The organism is Pseudoalteromonas sp. MEBiC 03485, assembly GCF_004195145.1.
Lineage (GTDB): Bacteria > Pseudomonadota > Gammaproteobacteria > Enterobacterales > Alteromonadaceae > Pseudoalteromonas > Pseudoalteromonas apostichopi.
In genome coordinates this window covers 1,234,789-1,258,165 of record NZ_SGBT01000001.1, presented here as the reverse complement: position 1 = coordinate 1,258,165, position 23,377 = coordinate 1,234,789, and the positions used below count along the sequence as shown (strand labels likewise).

The window sequence follows — 23,377 nt, the reverse complement described above, 5'->3', positions numbered from 1 at the left end:
TGGGTGCAGAATGAGGTGTATTTCAGCGTTTTACTGAATTTTAGACAGACCTATCCTGCTTAAGCAGTAATAGGTGGACGATATAAAGAACTTGCGTGGAAACTAAGCTGGCTGGCGCCTAACACTGTGACTTTTTCGGATTGCTTAATTGATTTAACAACTAAATCATTTAACGGAAGGAGTGAGTGAGCTGTACAGGCATTAAACGGACACGCGCAATCGCTGTTATCCATTGCATCTTCATGGCAACAATCCATATCACTCATGTCGCTCATGTCGCTGTCAGCATTCATATTAGCATGATGATCCATTTGCATGCTGCCATGTGGCATATCACATACCATAGCAACAGACGCAACTGACTGACCCACAAAAGTGAGCAGCATCATAGCTATCAATAAGTAGCTTGAAAGTCGCGTCATCATCATACCTTAAAAATTAATTGCCCAAATTGTAGCCCGAAATTTACGCGCTCGACAAGGGTTTATCTATTTTAATACTATTGCTGGCAGCAATAGCAAACAGGCAGTAACCAGTAAAATACCAAAATCCATCCCCCAGTTCGGCATGCATTTTTATAAGTTCGCCCATTTGCCCATCGGCGTTGCCAGCTAAATAAGACACGATCAATGCAATCACAAACACATCGACCATGCTCCATTTACTTAGTCCTTGTATGAGTTGACCGAGTAAATGTTTAATTTTATTCATAGGTAAGAAACAATAAAACAATTGCATCAGCAATTTTAAAGTGGGGATCACTATGGAGAACACGGCAACAAGCGCGGCGACAAGGTAGTTTTTGTTATTAGCAAGCTCATTCACGGTACCCCAAATGCTGCGTGTTTTTTTATAGGCATCAATTTCACCTTCAAGCCTATCAAGCCCCAACATGCTTGATGCCATCATTAGTACACTACGGGTATTCCGGTCGCCTTCATCGGCAATCATTTCAATACCTGTTTTAGCAAGCTTAGATTTATCGATTTTTCCTTCAAGGGTAAGTACCGGCTGGGTTACTCCTGGTATAAGTAACGCCAAAGCAACTAAGATGGTCACTACCTGTAAAGCTAAACGCATTATTTACAAACCTTTTTGATACACAGAGCCCGCATCATAGCGAACTCTGCACTTTTAGTCTGTAACCGAAGATAAGCTTACGAAAACGTCATCTGCATATGCACGAGCATCGTACATGGCTTGAAAAACTACATCCATTTTTGAGGCAGGACGAATCATCATTAGCAACTCATGAGCCGTTTCCCATTGCTCTTCCTCTACCGCTTTCGTGAGTTGTAAGCTTGCACCTTGCATCCCATTAAAGTTTAAAAGAGCGCTAGAGAGCTCACTACCAAGCGAAAACTCTTTTGCTATGGTATCAAGTTCCATATCTAAAATAGCATCAAGCACAGAAAGTAGCCCAACCAAATACCCTTGCTCAGCAAGCTCTTTCCCACCTGGCTCAAGCATCAAAGAGATAAATTTTGCCCTTGTTAAACCAAGTTTTGTCAGCTCCTGCGGTTTATCATTACCTAATTCGCTAAGTGCTAATACACGCACAAATTGCCTAATCGCATCTTCACCAAGATAAATAACCGCTTGCGAGATCGAACGAATAGTTTGTTGGGTGCTGCTAGCTCGCGCATTAACTAACTTTAAAATGCGTGCGGTAAGCCCTAAATCTTTAGCAACTCGTTGTTGAATAGCATCAAAATTTAAATCAGTTTGTGCGGTGCAATTGAGTAATTCAAGTACGGCAACTTTTGATGGTTCAACATTTCCAAAACTTAAAAGTTCTGGTTTGGCAAAAAAGTACCCTTGGAACAGATCACAACCAGCGGTTTTTAACTGCTCAAAGTCTTCATAATTTTCAATACGTTCAACTATGATAGTGGTATCAGGGAAGCTGCGTTTTAGTTTTTTGATCATCATGTTGGTTTTGATAATCGGCTGCGTTACTTCAAGCTTAATAAAATCCATCAAAGGTAAGATATCTTGCCATTTATCAGTGCCATCGTAATCATCTAAAGCGAACAAGTAGCCTTCTTGCTTTAACTGCTTAACGCGGTTCACTACTTTAGGAATACTCGTCGCTCGTTCAACGATTTCGATAACCGCACTGCGTGGTTGCAACAGCTTTGGAAAGTCATCCAAAATAGCGTCGGTTGATAGGTTGATAAACGCGGGTTGAAACCCCGTTAGCTTTTCGAGCCCCATCAGCATCAACGCATTAAAGAACAGCCGCCCTGTCGCTTGACCATCACTCGTGCCTACCGGAAAAACATTGTCGCTCGATTCTCTGTACAGTAATTCGTATGCATACAAACTTCTATCAGCATTAAATATTGGCTGCCGTGCTATATACTGAGTCACACTCTGACTTTTGTTACCTTCAATACTTAATTCTGACATTCTACTTCTCACTTGGATGTGGCTATCTCCACATTACTATTGTTATAAGTATAGTGAAAGATGTTTACCTTGCTAAAAAACAAAAACCCAACCAAACTAGGTACATGAAAACGTATTCAATCAGACCATTGAACTTTTTTAACTCGACTTTATTAATTTTACTTTTGCTCTCACCAGTAGTTTTTGCTGAGCAGCAACGGGTATTAAAATACAATGTTACTGGCTCGGGTAACTATTATCCTTATTACATCAACGACAACAACACCCCTGGGATCCTACCCGAAATGATTAAGCAAGTTATGCAGCTTGCTGATATTCAAGTGCAGCATATCGAACTTCCTGCAAAAAGGACTGTAAAATACCTACACCAAGGAGACATCGACTTTGATGTTCTTAGCCCTGAATGGCTAAGCCAAGCAGAAAAACAAAACCCGCAATTTATTTATTCAGATACCCTGTTTGTCATTGAGGAGTACCTGGTCAGTTTAAAAAACTCTGTGACTCAATGGCAGCAACTTAACAATATTAATAATCAGCCAGTGGGTACTGTCTTAGGCTATTACTACTACGATGACAATCGCTTTAAGCGCGTTGATTTTCATTCTGAAAAACAACTAATAAAAGCATTAAAAATGCAGCGTATCGAAGTTGTCATAATAGACAAACTTCCGGCACAATACTGGGCTGAGCAATTTAATGTTGATATTGGCTTTGGCGCTTTACATTCGCTGGGAAACTTAAAAATTCGCCTGCGTAGTGAACATCAGCTATTGCTACCAAAAATAAATGCAGCTATTAAAGAGCTTAAAAACTCTGGCAGCTTAGATGCCATAATCAATAAATACACAAAAAGCATATCCCTACAATAATTAGGGATATTCCGCTTTGGACCTGCTTTTGCTATAATGCGCGCTGTTTTTCTTACCTTGTTAACTAAAAAGAGTCTCCTATGAGCATTGAACAAGCACTAATCGAACGCAGTAATAACCAATGTGAACTTTGCACCGCTACAGATAACCTATCTGTTTACGAGGTGCCACCTGTTACAGAGGCTCATTCTGATAAATGCATTTATGTTTGCCAAACTTGTAAAGATCAAATTGAGAATAATGCCGATCTAACTGCAAACCACTGGCATTGTTTAAATGATAGTATGTGGAGTCAAACACCTGCAGTACAAGTAGTGGCTTATCGCATGTTAAAACGTTTAGCGGCTGATAACGGCTGGGCACAAGATGCTCTAGACATGATTTATTTAGAAGAAGACACGCTAAAGTGGGCACAAACAGCACTTGCGGAAGACGATGATATTAAACACATCGACAGTAATGGCGTTGTACTTCAAGCAGGTGACACTGTAACTCTAATTAAAGATCTTGATGTTAAAGGCAGTAGCCTTGTTGCTAAACGTGGCACAGCAGTAAGAAACATCGGTTTAACAAGCAACCCTGAGCACATCGAAGGTCGTGTTGACGGGCAGCGTATTGTTATCCTCACTAAATACGTGAAAAAGTAACGATTACTCTAATACGCTTTATTTTCATAAAGCGACTCGTTATGACGAAAATGGGCCTAGTGCCCATTTTTTGTTAATTAAGCTATGATTAAGTCAGCGAACTTTATGCTAACTTTAAAACAAAGACGCATACCCCTAAAAACGCAAGGAAACAATCATGGCTTCGGATACCATCTCATCTTTCAAACGCGCTTCTCTATGCAGTTTAATGATCTTAGGGAGCAGCTTAGTATTAACAGGTTGTGGTGAAGACTCAAGTGCACCACAGGCTGAACAATCAACAATGAAAACCCTAAATACTCAAGTTACTTATTTAGACCGTAGCATGCTCCCCCCTGGTTCGGTATTAAAAGTACAGTTGGCTGATGTTTCAAAAATGGATGCCAAAGCTGACGTACTCAGCGAACAAGAAATTGAATTAAACGGCGCCCCACCATACAGCGTGGAACTCGAATATGATGAAAGCAAAATTGCTGACCGTCACCGTTATAGTGTAAGTGCGCGCATAGAGAATCAAGGTAAATTACTTTACATTAGCACCACTCACAATAACCCATTTGCTGAAGATGTATCGGGCGATGTTTACAAGGTAACAGTGACAAAAGTATCGGCTAAAAAACCCGATGTTACTTTAACAAATACCTACTGGAAAGCAGTTACAATTAGCGGTGAAACAATCACTGTTGAAAATAAAGAACCCTTCGTGCAGTTTAAAGACGATGGTTCAACCAGTGGTTACTTAGGCTGTAATAACTTCTCAGGTAATTACGAAGTTAATGAGCAAATGCTGACCTTCAAACCATTAGCTATCACCGAAAGAATGTGTGTAGCACAAATGGATATCGAAGCAGCCATGTCAGCAACACTAGCAGCCACTGCTAAATACTCTATCAATGGTGAGCAATTAACCTTGCTAGATGATAGTGACGAGCCACTAGCGACCTTTGCAGCTACTTACATGAATTAATAGCGGTAAAATTAAAAACGCCCAGCAATTGCTGGGCGTTTTGTATTGAAAAAGAATTATTCTTCAACTAATTGCTCGCTACGATAAAAACCACTGCTGTCGCTTAATAATGAAACAAGTTCTGGTAATACCGCATCCATTGTTTGCTTTAATTTCCATGGTGGGTTAATCACTATCATACCCGACGCTGTCATTCCATGAACGTCAGTATCGGCCTGTGTTGCGAGCTCGAAAAGCTGAATGTTACGCATACCCGATGCAATTAAACCCGCTTCCATTCTATCGATTCGTTCACGGTCAACAACCGGATACCAAATCATATATGTTCCCGTTGCAAAGCGCTTATATGCTTTAACAAGGGTGTTAACAACCGTGTCGTAATCATTTTTAATTTCGTATGGAGGGTCAATAAGCACGCAAGCTCGACGTGATGCTGGAGGTAACAAACCAACTAAGCCTTGAAAGCCGTTTTCGCCACGAACACGAATAGAACGTTTACCTTTCATATTGTCTTGCAGTAATTGTAGATCTCGTGGGTGTAACTCAAAAAACCAACCGTTATCTTGGCGACGCAAAAAGTGCTCGGCAATTTTTGGTGAACCTGGGTAAAAATCTAAATTACCGTTTTGGTTAAATGATTTAATTAGCTCAATATATTCATTAAGTGCATCATGCTCACTATTATGCTGCCAAAGCTTAGCAATACCCTCTAAATATTCTTGTGTTTTTTGTGCGTCACTGCCTGCAAGTTCAAAAAAACCAGCACCTGAGTGCGTGTCTACATAATCAAGTGGCTTATCTTTGATTGTTTGGTATTTAAGTACTTCAGCTAGAACAAGATGTTTTAGCACATCAGCAGGGTTACCCGCATGAAAAGAGTGTCGATAACTAAGCATATTTATAATTCGCCAGATGCAAACTGCGTTAAAAATGAATAGTTTTATTGTACATGATAAACAACAAATGATCCTAAGTTCAGGCTATTCCATGAACCATAAATGAATAAAAAAGCCATTACGCTGAATTAAGCCTTAATAATAAATAAAAATACGCTAAAACAGCCGTAAATGCTGGCATATCAAGACACTTTCCTTTACATTTGCATGACAATAACCACAGTTTTATGAGCGCATTTATGAATAACGAAACTCTTTCCCAACTCGAACAACTGATCGACAAATTAATCCTTCGCAATAGCGAACTTGAAAGCGAAGTTAAAAGCCTACAAGAGCAAACAGCTAAGCTTTTAGATGAGAACGAAACTCTGCAACTTGAAGTGCTAGAAAACGAAGAGAAGCAAAAAGATGCAAGCAGTACACTAACAGGCCTGCTTGAGAAATTACAAAGCGTACAACAGGCTAGCTAATGAGCAGCCCACAAAGTCAGCGGGTCAGCGTAGAGCTACTAGGTAAAGAACATGAGTTCTCTTGCCCACCAGGGCAAGAGCACGCCCTAGTTGCTGCTGCACAAAATTTGAATGACTTAGTGGAGCAAATGAAACAACGCTCATCGGTTCGAAATGACCAAAAAGCCCTGCTGATGGCCGCATTACATTTAAGTCATGAATTACTCGAAGTTAAATCGCAACAAGCAGAACAAGAGCAACAACATGACAAACTAATAGATAAGCTCAGCCAACATCTTAGTATTTAGAAAAAAGCGCATCCAGCGCTTTTTTTGTTTACAATCAACTGCACTGACTATTATTCGAGCGGAACACCATGCGATTTTGTGCTTTTTTGATCTGTCTTTTTGTAAGCTATAGCGCCCAATCAAGCGTTAGCTGGCATAGCATCACTCCCGAAATTCAATTTCTTCAACAACAAAATAAACTGCGCTTTTACGATTCGAATCAAGTGCTAATTGAAGGTAAAGAGTGCGCCTTAATGTTTGATGCCAGCGGTAACTTTGCCGAAGTAGAAATGCTCGCAGAGCAGCTAAAAGAACACCTAAAAACACCATTATGTTATTTAGTGGCCAGTCATTATCATGATGATCATCTACTAGGATTAGCGGTTTTACAGGCTGAATTCCCTAAAGCCAAACTGATAGTTCATCAACAAGTAGAAACTGAGTTTGTCGCCATGCAGCAAGCATTAACTGATAAATTAGATGGCTATGAAAAAAGCATAGAGCTGAGCTATCAACGCCTTGCCAATCAACCAGAAGATCAACAAGTGATTTGGCGTGACAAACTAGAACTTGCTAAAAAGCGTTTATTTCGCTGGCGGGAGTTAACCTTAAACCCGCCGGCTATTAGCATTACTGAATCAACACAGCTAGACCTTGGTGATTATCCCGTAGTTATTACACCTTACCAAGCGCACACTAAAGGCGATCTTACTTTAAGTGCAGATCAAGGCCGCGTTCTGTTAGGCGCAGATATAGTCGACAGCTTACCCTACCCCGGGCATGGTACCTTTACTAGCTGGATCACAGTACTGCAAGATATTCAAAAAAATACCACGCTCGTAACTATTTTACCTGGTCATGGCAAGCCACTATCGCCACAAGATCTTGCGCTCCCTTTAAGGTTTTTAAAAACGATTAAAGAGATGACAAAATCAGCGCCAGATAAATCAGTTAGTGAATTAATTCCGCTTTTTCCTGCCGAGATAAAACAGCAATATCAGCTTGATGAAATAGGTGAAAGGGCTTTCTCTATGTTTCTAGAGGCTGGACTAAAACAGAGCAAGTTGTCAAAATAGAGCTAAAATAGTAAAAGGATTTTATTATATGGCTCGAGTAAGTTTGAGATATTTACTTTGGCTGAGCTTAGTTATTGGTCTACAGGGATGCCAACTAACTCAGCAGAAAACAGATGAGCGGGAAAGGCCAGCGGTTTTTAACCATTATGAGCCCGACTTAGCAACCCAGCAAGCAACTAGTGACTATGTGGCTTCAACGGCTGTTGAACCACCCGCTACAGTTGCGCCACTGCCAGCTGGTGACACTCCGTTACCAACACCTCGTTCGAACGATCTTTGGCAGCATATCGCCAACAATTTAACACTCGTCTTTCAAACTAATAAGCATACTTCTGCACGTGTAAAATGGTATTTAAAACAGCCTCATTACCTCATAAAAGTAAACAAACGTGCAGCACCTTACTTGTATCATATCGTGACACGGATCGAACAACAAAAGCTACCTATGGAGCTGGCCTTGCTGCCATTTGTCGAGAGTGATTTTAGACCGACAGTAAGCTCATCAAAGAATGCTGTAGGTGTTTGGCAACTTGTTGGCGCAACAGCTTATCATTTTGGCGTACAAAGCGATCAATGGTATGACGGACGCCAAGATATTCTCGCCTCAACCGATGCCGCTTTGGCTTATTTAAGTTACTTACACAAGCGCTTTGATGGTGACTGGTTACATGCACTTGCCGCTTACAACAGTGGCGAGGGACGTGTAAAAAAAGCCATTGAAAAGAATAAAAAAATAGGTAAAAAAACTGACTATTGGTCGTTATCTTTACCAAAAGAAACTGCCGATTATATTCCTAAACTATTAGCACTAAGTTATTTACTGAAACATCCTGAGCAAGGCTTAAAACGGCCTAAATTGGTTAATAAAGCACTCACTACTGAGTTTGATGTTGGCCAGCAGTTTGATTTTTCAGTAATAGCTAACTTATCTGGCGTGGGACATAACCAGCTCCATAAATTAAATCCAGGATATTTAAAAAACCAAAGCTCCCCGAATGGTCCACATACCCTGCTATTGCCTCTTGACCAGCGTACGCTATTACAAAGCAAATTGTTTCGCAATAACTTTGCTGGTGAGTATATAGTGCAAAAAGGCGATACTCTTTACAGTCTTTCTAGACGCTTTAATATGTCTGTAAAGGATCTAAAAGCACTCAATAGCAAAACAAGCAACCTAATCAAAGTTGGTGAGCAGTTGCGTTTATCACAGCCACAAACCATGCCAGAATCATTACTGGTTGATTACAATATTAGCCCCTACCTCGAACAGCATGAAGAAACTATCGCAACCATTGCGGTTGATTACCTAGTAAAGCCAGGTGACTCAATTTGGAGTATCAGCCAATTATACGACGTGCCACACAAAGACATTGCAACTTGGAATAAACTGAGTGCCACCAGCATATTAAGACCAGGCACGATTTTGACACTTCACTTACCGCAAGCAAAACCTGCAGAGCGACAAACGCCAACCAGTGAAGCCATGCTGTCAAGAATAGAAGGCTCGTTGAAAAAGCCTTGATTGCTCAGTCTTAACGGTTAGCGTAAAATCACCGCCTATATTTTAAATTCTAAAGAGAAATAACATGCAAATCAGTAAAGACGCAGTGGTTGAATTTCACTACACACTTAGTGAAGCAGGCGAGCAAGTCGAATCAAGTAAAGATGGCGAGCCACTTTCATATATCCATGGTACTGAAGGCATGCTTCCGGGTCTTGAAAAAGCGCTTGAAGGTAAAGCAGCTGGTGATAACTTCAGCGTAACACTTGAGCCTAGCGAATCTTACGGTGAGCGCGTTGACAACCTAATCCAACGTATTCCACTTAAGCACTTACAAGGCAACACAAAAGTGTGGAAGCCAGGTATGACTGCTATTGTTCATTCTAACCAAGGCCGTCACCAAGTGACTATCGTTAAAGTGGGTCGCTTCAATGCAGATTGTGACTTAAACCACCCATTTGCAGGTAAAACCCTGACATTTGATGTTGAAGTAGTCAATGTTCGCCAAGCAACAGCCGACGAATTATCACACGGCCACGTGCACGGTGAAGGCGGTTGTGGCCACAGCCACTAAGGGTAAATGATGACAAACGTTGCAATTGTCACAGGTGGCAGTAAAGGCATAGGCAAAGCTATAGTAGAGCGTTTAGAACGTGAAGCATACACCGTTTACAACTTAGATATCACCCCGTCTGAGGGCAATTATCACCACTGTGACGTCAGTGATACTCAGCAGGTGAAATCGGTTATCACCGATATCATTGCACAGACGGGCCGTGTCGATGCCTTAATCTCTAATGCGGGTCGTCATCTAAGTGCCAACATTGAAAACACCGATGAAGCAACGTTTGATGCCCTGTTTGCGCTCAATGTGAAAGGTGCCTATGCAGCAATTCAAGCCGTATTACCTAGTATGAAAATCCAGCAAAGCGGCAGTATCGTGTTGGTTGCCTCTGATCAGGCAATTATTGGCAAACCAAACTCGTTTGCTTATAACCTAACCAAGCACGCGCTAGCTTCCATGGCAAAAACGACAGCACTCGATTATGCCGCGTTTAATATTCGTGCTAACGCAGTGTGTCCGGGTACAATAGAAACACCACTGTTTCATAATGCGATTGATGCCTACTGTAAACGCAGTGGTGCCGATAAAGCAGAGGTTGTTGCTGAAGAAGCCGCGCTGCAACCGCTAGGGCGTTTAGGTCAACCAGAAGAAATTGCTGCTTTGGTGAACTTTTTAATAAGCCCAGAAGCGAGCTTTATTACTGGTAGCTTACAAAGTATTGATGGTGGATACACCACGCAATGAGCGACAAAATAATTGACCCCCATGTGCACTTTTTTAACCTCACTGAGGGTCAATACACTTGGCTACAAGGTAGCAATCCCCCCTCTTGGCCAAATCTAGATAAAATTAAAAAGCAAATTACTAGCTCAGAACTTAAAGCCGCTTGTCCATTTCAACTAGAAGCCTTGGTGCATATTGAAGCTGGCTTTGATAATCAAGCGCCAGTGAATGAGCTTAATTGGCTTGCAACGCATTTAAATGACATTCCCTATCGAGCAATCAGCTACAGTGTGATTGACGCATCTACCAAACACTTTGAAGCGTCACTCAATGAGTTAGATCATCCATCTTTGGTTGGTATTCGCGATATAACCGAAGGTGATGAAGCCAAGCGCTTATTAACTCCTCACTGCCAAGACAACCTAGCCATGCTCGCAGGCGAAAATTTACACTTTGAAGCACAGTTTGAAATTGAAAACATGCAGACAACTGAGCAGCTTATTAAGTATTGCACAGCCCTGCCATCATTACGTGTGGTTATTAATCATTTAGGCTTTATTAGTGATGAGAAAACATGGCTTGAAGCAATCATTAAACTCAGCCACTGCGATAATATCGCGATAAAGTTCTCAGGCTTAGAATTCACGCAAATAGCCGTAAACAAACACCTTTGGCTGGTTAATAATTTAGTTAAGTACTTTGGTGAACATCGTGTGATGTTTGCAAGTAATTTCCCTGTTTGCCAAATAAATACCAGTTACGAAAACTGTTGGCATCACTATCACTCATTGTGCTCCGAGCAGAGTTTATGGCAAAAACTAAGCTATAAAAACGCCCGTGAAATCTATCAAATTGTTTAAAAAATAGCTATATTCAATAAAGTTAAAACTTATAAAGCGAACAAGCATCAAGTCTAAAATCTGTTTGCTTGTTCAGGAGTATTAATGAAAGCCTCTATTACCAGCCTTTTACTAGTTAGTGTCTTATTTGGCTGTAGTTCTAAGCAAGAACCCACTCCAAAACTACAACATGCACAGCTAACAGAGCCGCAAAGTGAGCTAATAGCACTTGGCATAGCAAGGCTAATGCACAGTAAGCCTGTTAACGTAGCCGAAGATGCGTTTATCAATAGCAGCATACTTGTTATTGAAAGCTTGAATAACGCTGCTATACCAGAGAAGTCCAACCATGGGTCTTACCCAGATATGCCTGAACGTTTTGAGCTGTTAATAAAAAACCAAATGTGTTTTGTACGCCATTTAGATAGTAAAGCCACCGAGCCTCTTCCTTTGGTAAAATGCAAACCGACAGACTAATCTAAACTAAATAAACAGATATAAAAAAAGCCCTTACGGGCTTTTTTAGTCGGGGGACAATCAAATTGATTGTTCTTATGATTAGAAGCGAGCTTCAAATCCTAAACGAACAGAGCGAGGTGCTTGCCATGTATACGCAGAACCATAATAAGAGTTAACTTCACCCTCATTTTGCTCATAATGCTCATTCGCAGATGTCATCTCTTGGCTATTAAGTACGTTAAATACGTTAATAGTTGCACGCATATCAATATCAGATACTGTAAAGTCATATGCAGCTGATAAATCTAAGTTAAACGTCCAAGGAGTACGACCCGCTGTACCACGAGTGTGCTGCTCATAGATTTTTTCGTCTTGTTGACATTCGCCATCACCATTTGTGTCTGGACAATCATTGGTATAGATGTAGAAAGTATCACCCCAGCCACCATTTAGGTTTGGATCTTTTGATGGATAACCTTGACCGAACAAGCTTTGTGGACGACCACTTTGTAGTGTTGCATTCCAACCAACAATTAAGTTTTCAACTGGTTCCCAGCTACCGAAGAACTTAAATGTGTGACGACGATCGTTAGGTTGATAACCTTGTGAACCATCCATTACTGCTGGGAAGTCGAAGTCTTGTGTAATACCCGCATCAGCTTGGCCGATGTCAGACTTAACAGCACCTTCGAAGTTACCTACACTACGTGCCCAAGTATAACCAAATTGGTAACGAATAGTTTCCGCGCGGTAATCTAGGCTAAATTCAACTGACGTATACTCATTATTTGCTTTCGGTAAGCCGATTGTTTCAGCTGAGTAAGTTGTTAGTGAACCTGCATCTGGAACACCGTCATTATCAAAGCTTGAATCACCCCAATCAGTACCATTCCAGTAATAACCATCGCTGTACCAGCTTGATGTAGAGCCAGGGTTGATCATGACGCAGTATGGATATGCGTAACGGCCACAGTAATCATCAAGTGCAGTTGCAACTTCACGATACGTACCTTTTAAACCAACAGTGTATTCATCATTAAGTGCTTGTTGCACACCAATGATGTACTCATCTTTAGAGAACGGATCCGCTTCTTTTGCTTGGAAAATATCTTTTTCCGGAATAACAGGTACACCACTCACTTGTTGTGAGTTTGCTAAACCACCACTACCGATAGTATCAGCTAAAGGAGCAAGGCCTGTTGGTGCGCCTGTTGTTGGATCAACACCCGTATACGTATAAGCAGTCGTGATATCACTTACACCTGATGCCGCACGGAAAATCGTATTATTAGCAACTGGTAAATAGTAACGACCATATGTACCGTACACTTTCGTATCACCCGTACCTGTTGGATCCCATGTGAAACCTAAGCGAGGAGCAATGTCTGTTTTAAAGCTTGTTAATAACTTGCCTGTCGTACCCCAGCTATCGAATTCGTCGATACGTAGGCCAACTTTAACAGCAAAATCATCAGTTACTTGCCAGTGATCTTCAAGGTAGTAAGCGGTTAATTCTGACTCAAAGCTACCACCACCGTCAAAGATACGATCTTCAACATAATCAAGTGCAGCACCTGTGTTATTGGTTAGTGCACCATTATCAGCTTGCCAGCTACCATTATCTGCAAGCGTACGATAATCATAGCTATGGCCACCAATTGGTTGGCTGATTCGCTCTGATTTACGCTCTTGATAATCGATACCAAAGCTAATTTCGTGTGCATCCCACACATACTCAACATCTAAGCGGTATTGTGTGTTGTCATCGTTATTTGCTCCAAAACTACCACCAGCACCACAGCCAGTGATTGGGTTTGAAGTACCACGCGAGTCAGTGACACTTGGACAAACTAGATTTTCAGACTGAGTTTCATATTCAGTTTTGATATTACCAGCCATTGCTGTAACTACTAGGTCTTCTGTTAAGATACCTGTATAGCTTAAGCTTTGTGCTTTACCACCACGTTTTAGAAGTGCGCCATCAATACGCTCACCAATCGCACCATTGTCATACTCAAAAACAGAGCGCTCAATATCACGACGGTTTGAGTAAGCAAAATAGCTCAAGCGATGGTTATCCGTAATATCCCAATCAAGCTTACCACCCCAGAAAAGGTTATCACCGCCTGATGCTGATTCTTTACGATATTGATCGTTTGGTGAGAATTCGTCACCTCCCCAAGTGTATGTAGACTCTGTATCACGAGGGTTTACTAAGCCATAGAAGAATAAAGTATCTTCAATTAACGGACCACCCACTGCTAAAGTGACATCCGCGCTATTATCAGAAGCTACGCTTTCGTCTCGGAAAATTTGTCCGGCGCCTTGGTTACCACGTGAAATAGAACCCTCTTCTTGAAGTGAGTCAGGAGAATATTGTACAACTGCAGAGAATTCCCATTCATTGGTACCACTTTTGGTTGTGGTGTTAATCGTACCACCCGTCGCACGGCCAAACTTCGCTGAGTAACCACCCGTTTTTACTTGGAATTGGTCATAAAATTCGAATGGTACTTCACCACATCCTAGACCTTGACGTGTATTTGTTACTTCAAGACCATTGATATAACAAGCATTTTCCGCAACAGATGAACCACCAAATGACGCAGTGTTACCAAATGCACTATCACCTTTAACTGCACCAGGCGCTAATAATGCAACCGAAGTAAGATCACGACTGATAGGCATACGATCGATTTCAGCATCGGTAATAACCAAGCCTGAGTCAGCTGTCGATAAATCTATTGATGAAATACGTGCACCAACAACTTGAATAACTTCAGGGCCTGAGCTTGCAACACTTGCTAAATCAAAGTTTGCCTTTGAGTTAGCACCTAAAGAAACACGCACTTTGTCTTCAGCAACAATATTACCGTCTTTTAGAATCTGAATGTCATAGTTACCTGAAGGTAATGATGCAAAGCGGAACGTTCCATTTTCTGAAATATTTAAAGTACGTTCTAAACCTGTTGCTGGGTTTTTAACTTTTACAGTGTAAGAAGAGGTATTTGCCACATTCTGAACAGAACCAATTACGTCCGATGCAGATGCAGGAAGGGCTAAACCTAGCGATGCAGTAACTGCTATCGCTGTTATGCTTTTCCGAAACATTGATTTCATTTTTGTATCCCTGTTTAAATTATAATTATTTGCGCCTATAAAATAGGCACAATTACATTAGTAAAATGAAACAAGAATGTAAATTAAAAAACACAAATATATTACAAAAAAACCATATTTATTAGAATCAGGGACTAAATGTAACTTTATGTAATCACAGGGTTTTAACTGGTATAATTTCAGAAACATAAATAATACAGAGATGGATTATATTAAAAACATCAAAATAAACCAAAACATTTAACATTAAAACCAGCAAACTTTGATTAGGCATTCAGCTTAAACATACCTATTATTTAATAAAAAAGCCTAATGCATAAATATTAACAATTACATTTTTTCACAAAAAAGGCCCTAACGGGCCTTTTTCAATATTCAACATTTAATTTTAACTCTGATATTGTGAATTAGTATTACTTAATCTCAACACGTTGTGAGCGCATAATAACTTCGTCATTCAGCTCAATACCGATCCCTGGCTCTTCTGATACTTGGAAGAAACCATTTTTAGGCTGTGGATCTTGAATACATAACTCACGGTTCCACTTTTTAATCGCATAGGTGTGATGTTCGTGAATTAAGAAGTTAGGAATTGCGGTTTCTAGGTGTAACGAAGCTGCGGTTGCTACTGGTCCACCACACACGTGAGCTTGAATGCGCACATCGAAAATATCTGCATAATCACACACTTTTTTAGTTTCTGTGAAACCACCACATAGACCTAAGTCTGGCTGTAGCACATCAATACTTTGATCTTCTAAGTATGGACGCACACCCCATCGGTTATACAAACGTTCACCACCTGCAATTGGCACAGCAACTTTGTCGGCAACTTTTGCGTGTAATGAATGATTTAAGTAATTCACAGGTTCTTCGTAATACATACAATCGAACTCTTCAGCAATCTCACCAATTTGAATTGCTGATGTTGCACCAGGTAAGCTGTGACACTCAAAAATAATATCAACTTCGTCACCGACCGCTTCACGAATAGCTTGCATACGCGCACGATATAACTTCATTTCTGCACGAGAAATAATGTTAGTACGATCATAATAAGTATTGCCGTTTTTATCGTACTGAATTGGATCAACTTTTACCGCATCATAACCTTCAGCCATCGCCTTAAGCGCTGCTTCTGCGTATTCTTCTGGGTGAACAAGCGCTTTAAATTCGCTGTCCCAGTCAAACTGTAATTGTGATGCGTAAGTACGTAGCTTATCGTTAACTTTACCGCCTAATAGCTGATAAACAGGTAAACCTAATGCTTTACCTTTTATATCCCAAAGCGCAGTATCAATGGCGCTCATTGCTGCATACACAACAGGACCACCACCTAAACCCCAAAAGCTTTCGCGTAGCATTCGTGACCACAGTTTTTCTGTTTGAAATGGGTCATGACCAATTAAAAAGGCATCAGCCATTTCTTTGATCATTGCCGCTGCTGCGCTATGACCTAAATCATAAGCAAGACCCGCTTCCCCCACACCGCTAATACCTTCATCAGTGTGAATACGCACAAAAACAGGTGTCCAAGCTGGTCTTTCTGGACAATGAATATCGAACACTTCGACGCGATTAACTTTCATGGCTACTCCTTACTGAGCAAAACTAGGATCAAGACGATAAGCTTTACGTAGCATTGCTGGCCAAGCTAACTGGCCACCGGTGCTGCCGCTATGCACGACATTCGCTTGATTATAAATATTATCGATAATAGGTTGTGGTACTGGGATTGCCGTTTGGCCACTGGCTTGAATAGCCAATTGAATTTCACAGGCGCGCTGCAAATCATAAAAGCGCATAAAGGCATCACCTACTGTTGGTCCCACGGTTAAGCCACCATGGTTAACCAATAGCATGTGATTAGTGGTGCCTAAGTCATCCTGTAAACGCTTTTTCTCGTCACTGTTTACCGCTAACCCTTCGTAGCCATGATAAGACAATGATGGTAATGAGAACATTGAGTATTGGCTTAGTGGTAACAGGCCTTTTTCTTGCGTTGCAACGGCAATGGTCTCTTTTGTATGTAAATGAATTACACAATGAGCGTCATCACGTACTTCATGAATAGCACTGTGAATGGTAAAACCTGCCGGATTAATTTTAAACGGCGTGTCATCAAGAATATTGCCAGCTAAATCTACCTTCACAAGATTTGATGCAGTCACTTCGTCAAAACTTAAACCAAATGCATTAACTAAATAGTGATCTGTGCCTGGTAAACGCGCCGATAGGTGGGTGTAAATTAAATCACCCCATCGAAAATGATCAACTAAACGGTAGCATGCAGCTAGATCAACACGTAGCTGCCATTCTTGTTCAGATACTTTATTTTTTAAATCGAGTTTTGGTAAGTCAAACATGGAAAACCTTGTATATGTGACACTGCACAAATAGATGTATAGAAGTCTAAATTACTATTAATGGATGATCAATAGTTGATACAAAAAGGCCACATCAATTGATGTGGCCTTTTTCACTCAATTAGCGCTTATTTTACTTGAGATAAGTAATCAGCAATTGCAGACATTTCTTCTTCAGATACATTTGCAACCATCGCTTTCATTGCAGCAGTCATACCGTTACTACGCGCACCTGATTTGATATCTTTCATTTGGGCTAGTAAGTACTCTTTATTTTGACCGTTTAACTTAGGGTACTGAGGCATGATAGGTGCTTTACCTTCTGCACCATGACAAGTTTGACAAAGCTTAGCTGTGTAAAGTGTTGCACCATCGGCAGCCATAGTATTAAAAGATAGGCTTGCAGCCATTGCAATGCCAGCCCCACATAAAATTTTCGTGATCTTGCTCATTTGTATCTTCTCTTTTTTGACGGGTTATTAAACATTTTCTTTAGTGTAGACCATGATTTAACAATATTGCACCCGAAAATTGTAATGGCAATCGAAACAATAACTACCAAATTAAATCATCAGGTACTTCAAAATCAGCATACGGATCATCTTCATCCTTTTGCTTATCTTCAGGCTCAACATGGAACACTATATAATCTTCGCTGACTTCAGCGACTTTTCGTGCTGGTTCGTCTTCCAGTACAAAAAATTGGCCTTCTAAAACACAAATTGCTAAACGGCCACCAGCTAGGGCCTTCTGTGTTTTTTCGTTTACTTCGAGCTCTTTCACTTTATTTTGATAAGTGAAGTTAAATGTACGATCTCCACGGATCTCTTCTTGATTGTGATGCTCTAAAATCTGCTTAACGCGAGCCACTTGCTCACGTTGTTTCTGCTCTTCTAAACGCGCTTGATTAAGCTCATCAGCTTTTTTCTGTTGCTCTAGCTTAGTTTGCTCTATATGTTTTTGTAGATCGCTAGGATTACTCGTTGCGCCTTTCTTTTTCTTCTTTTGCTGCTTGCGCTTCTCTGTTTTGGCTACTTTAGCTTTGTGTGACGTAGTAAGGCCAGCCTTAAGTAATTGATCTTGTAATGAACCCATGACGAAATTCCAATTTATTAATGCGTATTAGGGTTATTTTAATCAGCTCTGCCAACAAATAACAGTACTGAGCCCACTTGATTCACAGCAATCGAGTATATTGCAGTGAGATTAACACGCGATGAAATCATGACATATTGATTTAACGCAAGATTTATAATTTTAGTCGCCTTTGAACTTGTAAAAAACCCTGTACCCGATAAGCTAGGGCTTTTCCTCTCGGGAGCTTAAAATGCAGCTGCGACATTTGTTACTTTGCTCTGTATTTATTTTCTTTGTTTTATACGCCCCACAACCCTTGCTTGGATTATTTGCCAACTATTTTTCTGTATTGCCAGCCACTGCAGGTAGCTTAATGACAGCGACCATGCTGCCATTGGCTATCGCCCCTTTAGTGTATGGCTTGTTTTTAGCAAAACGAAATCCATTAACAATTTTAAAGATTGCTATGTTTGTGCTAGCAATAAGCTGTGTCGCTTTTACCTTAGCACCTAGTTTTGAATTGCTATTACTGGTTCGCTTTATTCAAGGGCTCACTCTCCCAGCGGCTCTCACAGCCATGACCAGTTATATTGGTGTAACTTATCAGGCCGACCAATTACAGCGTAATATGACCCTATACATTGGCAGCACCATCGTCGGCGGTTACTTTGGACGTATACTCGCGGCCTTATTTACTGACTTTTTGAGCTGGCAAAGCTTTTATTATGTGATTGCGTTAGGGTTAGTACTGTTTGCAATCACCATTCCAAAATCAAGCAAAGGTGCGAGCATTCATGCAGCCAAATCGCCTCTGTTGTATCTAAAACAATTAAAAGATCCGCAGGTATTAAAGCTATATGGAGCGATTTTTTGTATGTTCTTTTGCTTTGCAGCGCTATTGAATTATTTACCTTTCATCCTACAAGACAGTTTTGCTATCACTAATACCCGAGACATCGGGCTGGTTTACAGCGGTTACTTGCTTGGTGCACTCGCATCCATAGCTACACCTTGGCTGTTACGAAAGTCATCAACACCTTGGCGTTTATTAACTTGGGTATTTGTATTCTATAGTCTGACCATGGTGCTACTGATGAGTCAGCAGTTAATACTTTTTGTTATTGCTTTTACCGGCTTTTGTGGCGCAATGTTCGTGATCCACTCAAGTGCGGCGCCATTAGTAAATAAAATCAGCAGTGCACCTGCAAGTGTCACCAATGGGGGTTATGTATCGTTTTATTACAGCGGTGGCGCACTCGGTTCGTTATTGCCTGGACTGGTATATCAGCAACACGGCCAAGTTGCCTTTATGACCGTGCTACTTTTAGTTTGCTTAGTGGGTTTAAGCTTAGTTTATTTGGCTGGAAGAAATACGATACGAGGCTGATGCCCAGTACTTGCAAAAAATAGCTCTAAGTCATCTTTTTTCATCAACCATGTCGCGGTATTTTCAAAAGGGTGACAATGAAAAAGCTCGTTGAACCAAATTTCTTGGTCTAGCCAAAGGGTAACATTATTTTGTTTGTCGTTTAAAAGTGCCAGCATAGAAACACAGCCCGGTGGCACTTTCAGATAACGCGCTAACCGCTCATCAGATGCAAATCCTAAACGAGATAACCCTTGCTGCTGAGCAATGGCTTTTAAGTCAAGCTGCTTGTCATGGGCAGTGATCACTAAAAAATGCCGCTTGCCTTCGTTATCTCGTAAAAACAGGTTTTTTAATCGTGTGCCCGGTCTATCGAGCATAAATTTATCGGCATCTAAACTACCATGTAACGGTGGATGCTCAATCACATCATAGTTAATATCTAATTGAGCTAGCGTAGCAGCTAACTTATTTTTATCTGCATACATTTACAAACAACGTCCTCGTAATTGCACACTTAAATCACGCCATAATACTTCGTCAATAACGTGTTTATCGTCGCAGTACTTTCGTTCTTTAAGCTCTTTATTTAATAATTCGACCGCTTGATCTTCGAGCATAAGTTTTAAGTTGCTCGATTCTTCAAATACTTCTTGCTCGGCAAAGTCTTTAAACTGCCTGCGTGTCATTGGCTTATCAAGGTTAATTGGCTGTCTTCCTTGTGCTTTAACTGACACCACATAGGCAAAAATTTTATTGCCTTGGTCGTCATTTTTTTCATAAAACTGCTTATTATTAATTTCAAATGGAGGTGCTTCTCCTTGGCTTGCGCAACCGGTAAGTAAAACAACCAAAAGCCATGCTATTTTTTTCATTATTGGATAAGCCTTGTACAGTGAATGCGCTTTAGTCTACCAAAAATAAAACAATAGAGTAAAAATTCGAACATTTTAAAAAAAATACTTGACCAAATATGTAAAAATATTTAAAGTTCACCCCGCTTGAGACGCAAGACTTAAGCATCCTGTATTTTAGGAATGTGGGGCTATAGCTCAGCTGGGAGAGCGCCTGCCTTGCACGCAGGAGGTCAGCAGTTCGATCCTGCTTAGCTCCACCACTTTCCTACCTTTCTTTAGGCAACCTGCCGAATTTAATAATCAAAACTAAGTTATCTAACCAATTTTTATATTTCTAGTCGTTTATACGTTTTACTTTATTAAAGTAAACTTGTTTTAGACATAAAAAAACCGAGCAGAGCCCGGCTTTTAAAATGATCACCTGTTATCGGTTACTCACGAATTTGACCTTCGCCATTCACTAAGTATTTTTCAGTCGTAAGTGACTCAAGACCCATTGGACCGTAAGCATGTAGCTTAGTTGTCGCAATACCAATCTCAGCACCTAGACCTAGCTGTGAACCATCAGAAAAACGCGATGACGCATTAACCATCACAACAGAGGCATCAACGCTGCGTTGGAATAGCTCAGCCGCAGCTTGGTCTTTAGTACAAATCACTTCAGTGTGGTTTGAACCAAACTTAGCAATATGATCAATTGCACCAGCAAAATCAGGCACAACTTTGATTGCGATTTCTAAATCTAAATACTCTTCACCAAATTCATCATCAGCAAGCACAGTAGCATTATCAAAGTATTCAGCAGCTTTAGCATCTGCGTTTACTTTTACGCCTTCTTGACGAAGTACCACTGCACATAGATTTAAAAACTCATCTGCAATATCTTGGTGTACCACTAAACCTTCTAGGGCATTGCACACACCGGTACGCTGAGTTTTACCATTTAATAATAAGTTGATAGCGACATTCAGATCAGCGTCTTTATCGACATAAAGGTGACAAACACCTTTAAAGTGCTGAATTACTGGAATGGTACTGTTTTCTGTTACAAAATTAATTAAACCCTCACCACCACGCGGGATGATTAAATCAATAGTGTCACGTTGTTGCATCAGTTCCATTAGTAGACCACGGTCTGGATCTGGGATCACTGAAATCAACGCTGCTGGTAAACCATGCTTCTCAAGTACTTTGTGCATCACGCTAGCGATCGCTTGTGAACTACGTAGTGCTTCTTTACCACCACGTAAAATAACACCATTACCTGATTTAAAGCATAATGCACCAGCATCAGCCGTCACATTTGGACGTGCTTCATAAATCATGCACACAACACCAAGTGGTACGCGCATCTTGCTGATCTTGATACCATTCGGGCGCTCTGAAATTTCGCGTAATTGACCCACAGGATCATCAAGACTAACAATGACTTCAATACCTTCAGCCATCGCTTCAATACGCTCATCGTTAAGCGTTAATCGGTCAATCATAGATGCAGCAAGGTTATTATCACGTGCTGCCGCTAAATCGCTTTCGTTTTCTTTGATGATAAAGGCTTTGCTTTCACGTAATGCCTGTGCCATCTCAGCTAAAACTTGATTCTTAGTAGCAGTATCAAGTAAAGCTAACTGGGTTGCAGCTTTGGCAGCTTGACTCGAAATATCCGTAATTAAACTCATGACTTCTCCAATAATGCGATATCTTTCTCTGAAACAACTGGGCCGATTGAATCTTGCATTTTTTCGCTAAATTCACTTTGCTCGTTGTCAGCAATAAAATTCAATAAACAGCTACTGTAATTCGCTGTTGCTTTTGCTAGACGCGTACCATCATCACTACGAACTAGTATAGTATCGCCTACGCCAAATTCTCCGTGCACCGCAACGATCTCGTCGCTACGAATACAGCCGTCTTCATCTTTTAATGATTCATCAAATGAACCTTCAACTACAACCTCACCTTGCTCATTCGCTGTGTGAGTCATCCAATGCACAGCCTCTTGCATTGGTTTTTCATATGGTGTGAAGATAGTACCTGGGTTGTCACCCGCTAGTAGTCGATTAAACGTCTCTTCTTTAAAACCATTTAAGATAAAAGTTGTAATACCATGTGAAGTGGCTTTTTCAGCCGCTTCAATTTTCGTTTTCATACCACCTGTACCAACGGCACTGGTTGCACAACCGGCCATGGCATAAATTGATTCATCAATATTTTCAATTTCAGGAAGCAACACAGCATCTTCATGTAAATTCGGATTTTTGTCATAAAGACCATCAACATCCGAAAAAATCATCAATGCATCTGCATCCGCAGCTGCGGCGACCATTGCCGACAGGTTATCATTGTCGCCAACTTTTAAATCATCGGTCGTTACCGTGTCATTCTCATTAATGATAGGTAATACACCATGTTCAAGTAAGGTGAAAACTGTTTCACGAATACTGGTGTAACGCTCACGGTCACGTAAGTCACCGTGGGTTAATAAAATCTGTGCCGAAGGAAAATCAAAAAATCGATCCCACATTGCCATCATTTCTGTTTGACCGGCAGCAGCCATTGCTTTTTTCATCGTCACTGAACGTTTTTCTTGTTCTGGGAATAAATGCGAACCAGCAGCTACCGAACCTGATGATACTAAAATCACTTCGATACCTTGCGCTCGACAGCGAACGATGAACTGTGCAATGGTCAGTAAATAACGTGAGCGACACCCGTCTTGTTCGGGTGCGATTAATGCGCTACCTACTTTTAGTACTATACGTCGCCAATTTAACTTTTGCATAACTGTTCAACTTTCCATTTTACTATCTGTTCAGTGCCAATTTGCCACTGATTAAAAGACTCGCGTTTAGCACAACTAAACGCACTGACTATTATCACTTTGCCAAACGACTTATCTAT

General features: G+C 40.8%; 25 protein-coding genes and 1 tRNA gene. 13 read left to right on the top strand and 13 right to left on the bottom strand.

Annotation, left to right across the window (positions count from 1 at the left end):
- Positions 1–59 precede the first annotated feature (59 nt).
- From EVU92_RS05895 to EVU92_RS05885, 3 genes are read right to left on the bottom strand one after another with little or no spacing between them, the layout of a single operon-like run.
- Positions 60–422, bottom strand: a complete 363-nt coding sequence (locus tag EVU92_RS05895; RefSeq protein ID WP_130050410.1) for a hypothetical protein — start codon at positions 420–422, stop codon at positions 60–62.
- A 43-nt stretch (positions 423–465) separates the two neighbouring features.
- Entirely contained in the window at positions 466–1,080 is a 615-nt protein-coding gene (locus EVU92_RS05890; protein ID WP_130050409.1) for a paraquat-inducible protein A, read from the bottom strand.
- A 54-nt stretch (positions 1,081–1,134) separates the two neighbouring features.
- Entirely contained in the window at positions 1,135–2,412 is a 1,278-nt protein-coding gene (locus EVU92_RS05885) for an HDOD domain-containing protein (RefSeq protein ID WP_130050408.1), read from the bottom strand.
- Positions 2,413–2,516: 104 nt separating this feature from the next.
- Here EVU92_RS05885 and EVU92_RS05880 point away from each other — a divergent pair, with 104 nt between their 5' ends.
- The 3 genes from EVU92_RS05880 to EVU92_RS05870 all read left to right on the top strand — a co-directional run bounded on the left by EVU92_RS05880 (position 2,517) and on the right by EVU92_RS05870 (position 4,895).
- Positions 2,517–3,281, top strand: a complete 765-nt coding sequence (locus EVU92_RS05880; protein WP_130050407.1) for a transporter substrate-binding domain-containing protein — start codon at positions 2,517–2,519, stop codon at positions 3,279–3,281.
- 80 nt (positions 3,282–3,361) lie between these two features.
- The gene (locus EVU92_RS05875; RefSeq protein ID WP_130050406.1) at positions 3,362–3,928 is read left to right on the top strand and encodes an alkylphosphonate utilization protein; all 567 of its coding nucleotides are present in this window, start codon (positions 3,362–3,364) and stop codon (positions 3,926–3,928) included.
- A gap of 157 nt (positions 3,929–4,085) precedes the next feature.
- Positions 4,086–4,895 (top strand): META domain-containing protein, encoded by an 810-nt coding sequence (locus EVU92_RS05870; protein WP_130050405.1) that lies wholly within the window; start codon positions 4,086–4,088, stop codon positions 4,893–4,895.
- A 56-nt stretch (positions 4,896–4,951) separates the two neighbouring features.
- Here the strand turns inward: EVU92_RS05870 and rlmJ are convergent, their stop codons facing one another.
- Positions 4,952–5,791, bottom strand: a complete 840-nt coding sequence (gene rlmJ, locus EVU92_RS05865; RefSeq protein WP_130050404.1) for a 23S rRNA (adenine(2030)-N(6))-methyltransferase RlmJ — start codon at positions 5,789–5,791, stop codon at positions 4,952–4,954.
- Between the two features lie 239 nt (positions 5,792–6,030).
- On the opposite strand from rlmJ, the gene EVU92_RS05860 reads away from it, so the two are divergent.
- From EVU92_RS05860 to EVU92_RS05825, 8 genes are all read left to right on the top strand, one after another.
- Positions 6,031–6,261 (top strand): DUF904 domain-containing protein, encoded by a 231-nt coding sequence (locus EVU92_RS05860; RefSeq protein ID WP_130050403.1) that lies wholly within the window; start codon positions 6,031–6,033, stop codon positions 6,259–6,261.
- Positions 6,261–6,548 carry a cell division protein ZapA gene (locus tag EVU92_RS05855; RefSeq protein WP_130050402.1) on the top strand — a complete coding sequence of 96 codons (288 nt, stop codon included), beginning with the start codon at positions 6,261–6,263 and terminating at the stop codon, positions 6,546–6,548. The genes EVU92_RS05860 and EVU92_RS05855 overlap by 1 nt, the downstream gene beginning before the upstream one ends.
- A 68-nt stretch (positions 6,549–6,616) precedes the next feature.
- Complete coding sequence (locus EVU92_RS05850) at positions 6,617–7,603, top strand: MBL fold metallo-hydrolase (protein ID WP_130050401.1); 987 nt, start codon at positions 6,617–6,619, stop codon at positions 7,601–7,603.
- A gap of 28 nt (positions 7,604–7,631) precedes the next feature.
- Positions 7,632–9,125: a LysM peptidoglycan-binding domain-containing protein gene (locus EVU92_RS05845; RefSeq protein WP_130050400.1), complete on the top strand. Its 1,494-nt coding sequence runs from the start codon at positions 7,632–7,634 to the stop codon at positions 9,123–9,125.
- 64 nt (positions 9,126–9,189) lie between these two features.
- Entirely contained in the window at positions 9,190–9,678 is a 489-nt protein-coding gene (locus tag EVU92_RS05840) for a peptidylprolyl isomerase (protein ID WP_130050399.1), read from the top strand.
- Between the two features lie 9 nt (positions 9,679–9,687).
- On the top strand, positions 9,688–10,413 hold the full coding sequence (locus EVU92_RS05835; RefSeq protein WP_130052235.1) for an SDR family oxidoreductase: 726 nt from the start codon (positions 9,688–9,690) through the stop codon (positions 10,411–10,413).
- Entirely contained in the window at positions 10,410–11,252 is an 843-nt protein-coding gene (locus tag EVU92_RS05830; protein WP_130050398.1) for an amidohydrolase family protein, read from the top strand. Before EVU92_RS05835 ends, EVU92_RS05830 begins: the two co-directional genes overlap by 4 nt.
- A gap of 84 nt (positions 11,253–11,336) precedes the next feature.
- On the top strand, positions 11,337–11,708 hold the full coding sequence (locus EVU92_RS05825) for a hypothetical protein (protein ID WP_205987921.1): 372 nt from the start codon (positions 11,337–11,339) through the stop codon (positions 11,706–11,708).
- Positions 11,709–11,789: 81 nt separating this feature from the next.
- Here EVU92_RS05825 and EVU92_RS05820 read toward each other — a convergent pair whose 3' ends face one another.
- The 5 genes from EVU92_RS05820 to EVU92_RS05800 form a co-directional block, all read right to left on the bottom strand.
- Positions 11,790–14,810, bottom strand: coding sequence for a TonB-dependent receptor (locus tag EVU92_RS05820; protein ID WP_130050397.1), 3,021 nt, complete (start codon positions 14,808–14,810; stop codon positions 11,790–11,792).
- Between the two features lie 413 nt (positions 14,811–15,223).
- On the bottom strand, positions 15,224–16,399 hold the full coding sequence (locus tag EVU92_RS05815) for a mandelate racemase/muconate lactonizing enzyme family protein (RefSeq protein WP_130050396.1): 1,176 nt from the start codon (positions 16,397–16,399) through the stop codon (positions 15,224–15,226).
- A 9-nt stretch (positions 16,400–16,408) separates the two neighbouring features.
- On the bottom strand, positions 16,409–17,176 hold the full coding sequence (locus EVU92_RS05810; RefSeq protein ID WP_130050395.1) for a class II aldolase/adducin family protein: 768 nt from the start codon (positions 17,174–17,176) through the stop codon (positions 16,409–16,411).
- A gap of 128 nt (positions 17,177–17,304) precedes the next feature.
- A complete protein-coding gene (locus tag EVU92_RS05805) occupies positions 17,305–17,628 on the bottom strand; it encodes a c-type cytochrome (protein WP_130050394.1) in 324 nt (107 codons plus the stop codon).
- Between the two features lie 103 nt (positions 17,629–17,731).
- On the bottom strand, positions 17,732–18,271 hold the full coding sequence (locus EVU92_RS05800; RefSeq protein ID WP_130050393.1) for a DUF2058 domain-containing protein: 540 nt from the start codon (positions 18,269–18,271) through the stop codon (positions 17,732–17,734).
- A gap of 232 nt (positions 18,272–18,503) precedes the next feature.
- Between EVU92_RS05800 and EVU92_RS05795 the strand changes: the two genes are divergently transcribed.
- Positions 18,504–19,640, top strand: coding sequence for an MFS transporter (locus tag EVU92_RS05795; RefSeq protein WP_130050392.1), 1,137 nt, complete (start codon positions 18,504–18,506; stop codon positions 19,638–19,640).
- Here the strand turns inward: EVU92_RS05795 and EVU92_RS05790 are convergent.
- Positions 19,607–20,107, bottom strand: coding sequence for a prolyl-tRNA synthetase associated domain-containing protein (locus EVU92_RS05790; protein WP_130050391.1), 501 nt, complete (start codon positions 20,105–20,107; stop codon positions 19,607–19,609). The two genes, EVU92_RS05795 and EVU92_RS05790, sit on opposite strands and share 34 nt — an antisense overlap.
- On the bottom strand, positions 20,108–20,494 hold the full coding sequence (locus EVU92_RS05785; protein WP_130050390.1) for a hypothetical protein: 387 nt from the start codon (positions 20,492–20,494) through the stop codon (positions 20,108–20,110).
- Between the two features lie 166 nt (positions 20,495–20,660).
- Between EVU92_RS05785 and EVU92_RS05780 the strand changes: the two genes are divergently transcribed.
- Positions 20,661–20,736, top strand: a tRNA-Ala gene (locus tag EVU92_RS05780).
- 171 nt (positions 20,737–20,907) lie between these two features.
- Here the strand turns inward: EVU92_RS05780 and EVU92_RS05775 are convergent.
- Both EVU92_RS05775 and proB read right to left on the bottom strand, forming a co-directional pair.
- On the bottom strand, positions 20,908–22,155 hold the full coding sequence (locus EVU92_RS05775; protein WP_130050389.1) for a glutamate-5-semialdehyde dehydrogenase: 1,248 nt from the start codon (positions 22,153–22,155) through the stop codon (positions 20,908–20,910).
- Positions 22,152–23,258: a glutamate 5-kinase gene (gene proB / locus EVU92_RS05770; protein WP_130050388.1), complete on the bottom strand. Its 1,107-nt coding sequence runs from the start codon at positions 23,256–23,258 to the stop codon at positions 22,152–22,154. The genes EVU92_RS05775 and proB overlap by 4 nt, the downstream gene beginning before the upstream one ends.
- Between the last annotated feature and the right edge of the window lie 119 nt (positions 23,259–23,377).

What these genes read in the sequence shown, in the direction of transcription:
- EVU92_RS05895 (WP_130050410.1), bottom strand. Translation starts at nt 422, where the DNA reads ATGACGCGACTTTCAAGCTACTTATTGATAGCTATGATGCTGCTCACT.
- EVU92_RS05890 (WP_130050409.1), bottom strand. Translation starts at nt 1,080, where the DNA reads ATGCGTTTAGCTTTACAGGTAGTGACCATCTTAGTTGCTTTGGCGTTA.
- EVU92_RS05885 (WP_130050408.1), bottom strand. Translation starts at nt 2,412, where the DNA reads ATGTCAGAATTAAGTATTGAAGGTAACAAAAGTCAGAGTGTGACTCAG.
- EVU92_RS05880 (WP_130050407.1), top strand. Translation starts at nt 2,517, where the DNA reads ATGAAAACGTATTCAATCAGACCATTGAACTTTTTTAACTCGACTTTA.
- EVU92_RS05875 (WP_130050406.1), top strand. Translation starts at nt 3,362, where the DNA reads ATGAGCATTGAACAAGCACTAATCGAACGCAGTAATAACCAATGTGAA.
- EVU92_RS05870 (WP_130050405.1), top strand. Translation starts at nt 4,086, where the DNA reads ATGGCTTCGGATACCATCTCATCTTTCAAACGCGCTTCTCTATGCAGT.
- rlmJ (WP_130050404.1), bottom strand. Translation starts at nt 5,791, where the DNA reads ATGCTTAGTTATCGACACTCTTTTCATGCGGGTAACCCTGCTGATGTG.
- EVU92_RS05860 (WP_130050403.1), top strand. Translation starts at nt 6,031, where the DNA reads ATGAATAACGAAACTCTTTCCCAACTCGAACAACTGATCGACAAATTA.
- EVU92_RS05855 (WP_130050402.1), top strand. Translation starts at nt 6,261, where the DNA reads ATGAGCAGCCCACAAAGTCAGCGGGTCAGCGTAGAGCTACTAGGTAAA.
- EVU92_RS05850 (WP_130050401.1), top strand. Translation starts at nt 6,617, where the DNA reads ATGCGATTTTGTGCTTTTTTGATCTGTCTTTTTGTAAGCTATAGCGCC.
- EVU92_RS05845 (WP_130050400.1), top strand. Translation starts at nt 7,632, where the DNA reads ATGGCTCGAGTAAGTTTGAGATATTTACTTTGGCTGAGCTTAGTTATT.
- EVU92_RS05840 (WP_130050399.1), top strand. Translation starts at nt 9,190, where the DNA reads ATGCAAATCAGTAAAGACGCAGTGGTTGAATTTCACTACACACTTAGT.
- EVU92_RS05835 (WP_130052235.1), top strand. Translation starts at nt 9,688, where the DNA reads ATGACAAACGTTGCAATTGTCACAGGTGGCAGTAAAGGCATAGGCAAA.
- EVU92_RS05830 (WP_130050398.1), top strand. Translation starts at nt 10,410, where the DNA reads ATGAGCGACAAAATAATTGACCCCCATGTGCACTTTTTTAACCTCACT.
- EVU92_RS05825 (WP_205987921.1), top strand. Translation starts at nt 11,337, where the DNA reads ATGAAAGCCTCTATTACCAGCCTTTTACTAGTTAGTGTCTTATTTGGC.
- EVU92_RS05820 (WP_130050397.1), bottom strand. Translation starts at nt 14,810, where the DNA reads ATGAAATCAATGTTTCGGAAAAGCATAACAGCGATAGCAGTTACTGCA.
- EVU92_RS05815 (WP_130050396.1), bottom strand. Translation starts at nt 16,399, where the DNA reads ATGAAAGTTAATCGCGTCGAAGTGTTCGATATTCATTGTCCAGAAAGA.
- EVU92_RS05810 (WP_130050395.1), bottom strand. Translation starts at nt 17,176, where the DNA reads ATGTTTGACTTACCAAAACTCGATTTAAAAAATAAAGTATCTGAACAA.
- EVU92_RS05805 (WP_130050394.1), bottom strand. Translation starts at nt 17,628, where the DNA reads ATGAGCAAGATCACGAAAATTTTATGTGGGGCTGGCATTGCAATGGCT.
- EVU92_RS05800 (WP_130050393.1), bottom strand. Translation starts at nt 18,271, where the DNA reads ATGGGTTCATTACAAGATCAATTACTTAAGGCTGGCCTTACTACGTCA.
- EVU92_RS05795 (WP_130050392.1), top strand. Translation starts at nt 18,504, where the DNA reads ATGCAGCTGCGACATTTGTTACTTTGCTCTGTATTTATTTTCTTTGTT.
- EVU92_RS05790 (WP_130050391.1), bottom strand. Translation starts at nt 20,107, where the DNA reads ATGTATGCAGATAAAAATAAGTTAGCTGCTACGCTAGCTCAATTAGAT.
- EVU92_RS05785 (WP_130050390.1), bottom strand. Translation starts at nt 20,494, where the DNA reads ATGAAAAAAATAGCATGGCTTTTGGTTGTTTTACTTACCGGTTGCGCA.
- EVU92_RS05775 (WP_130050389.1), bottom strand. Translation starts at nt 22,155, where the DNA reads ATGAGTTTAATTACGGATATTTCGAGTCAAGCTGCCAAAGCTGCAACC.
- proB (WP_130050388.1), bottom strand. Translation starts at nt 23,258, where the DNA reads ATGCAAAAGTTAAATTGGCGACGTATAGTACTAAAAGTAGGTAGCGCA.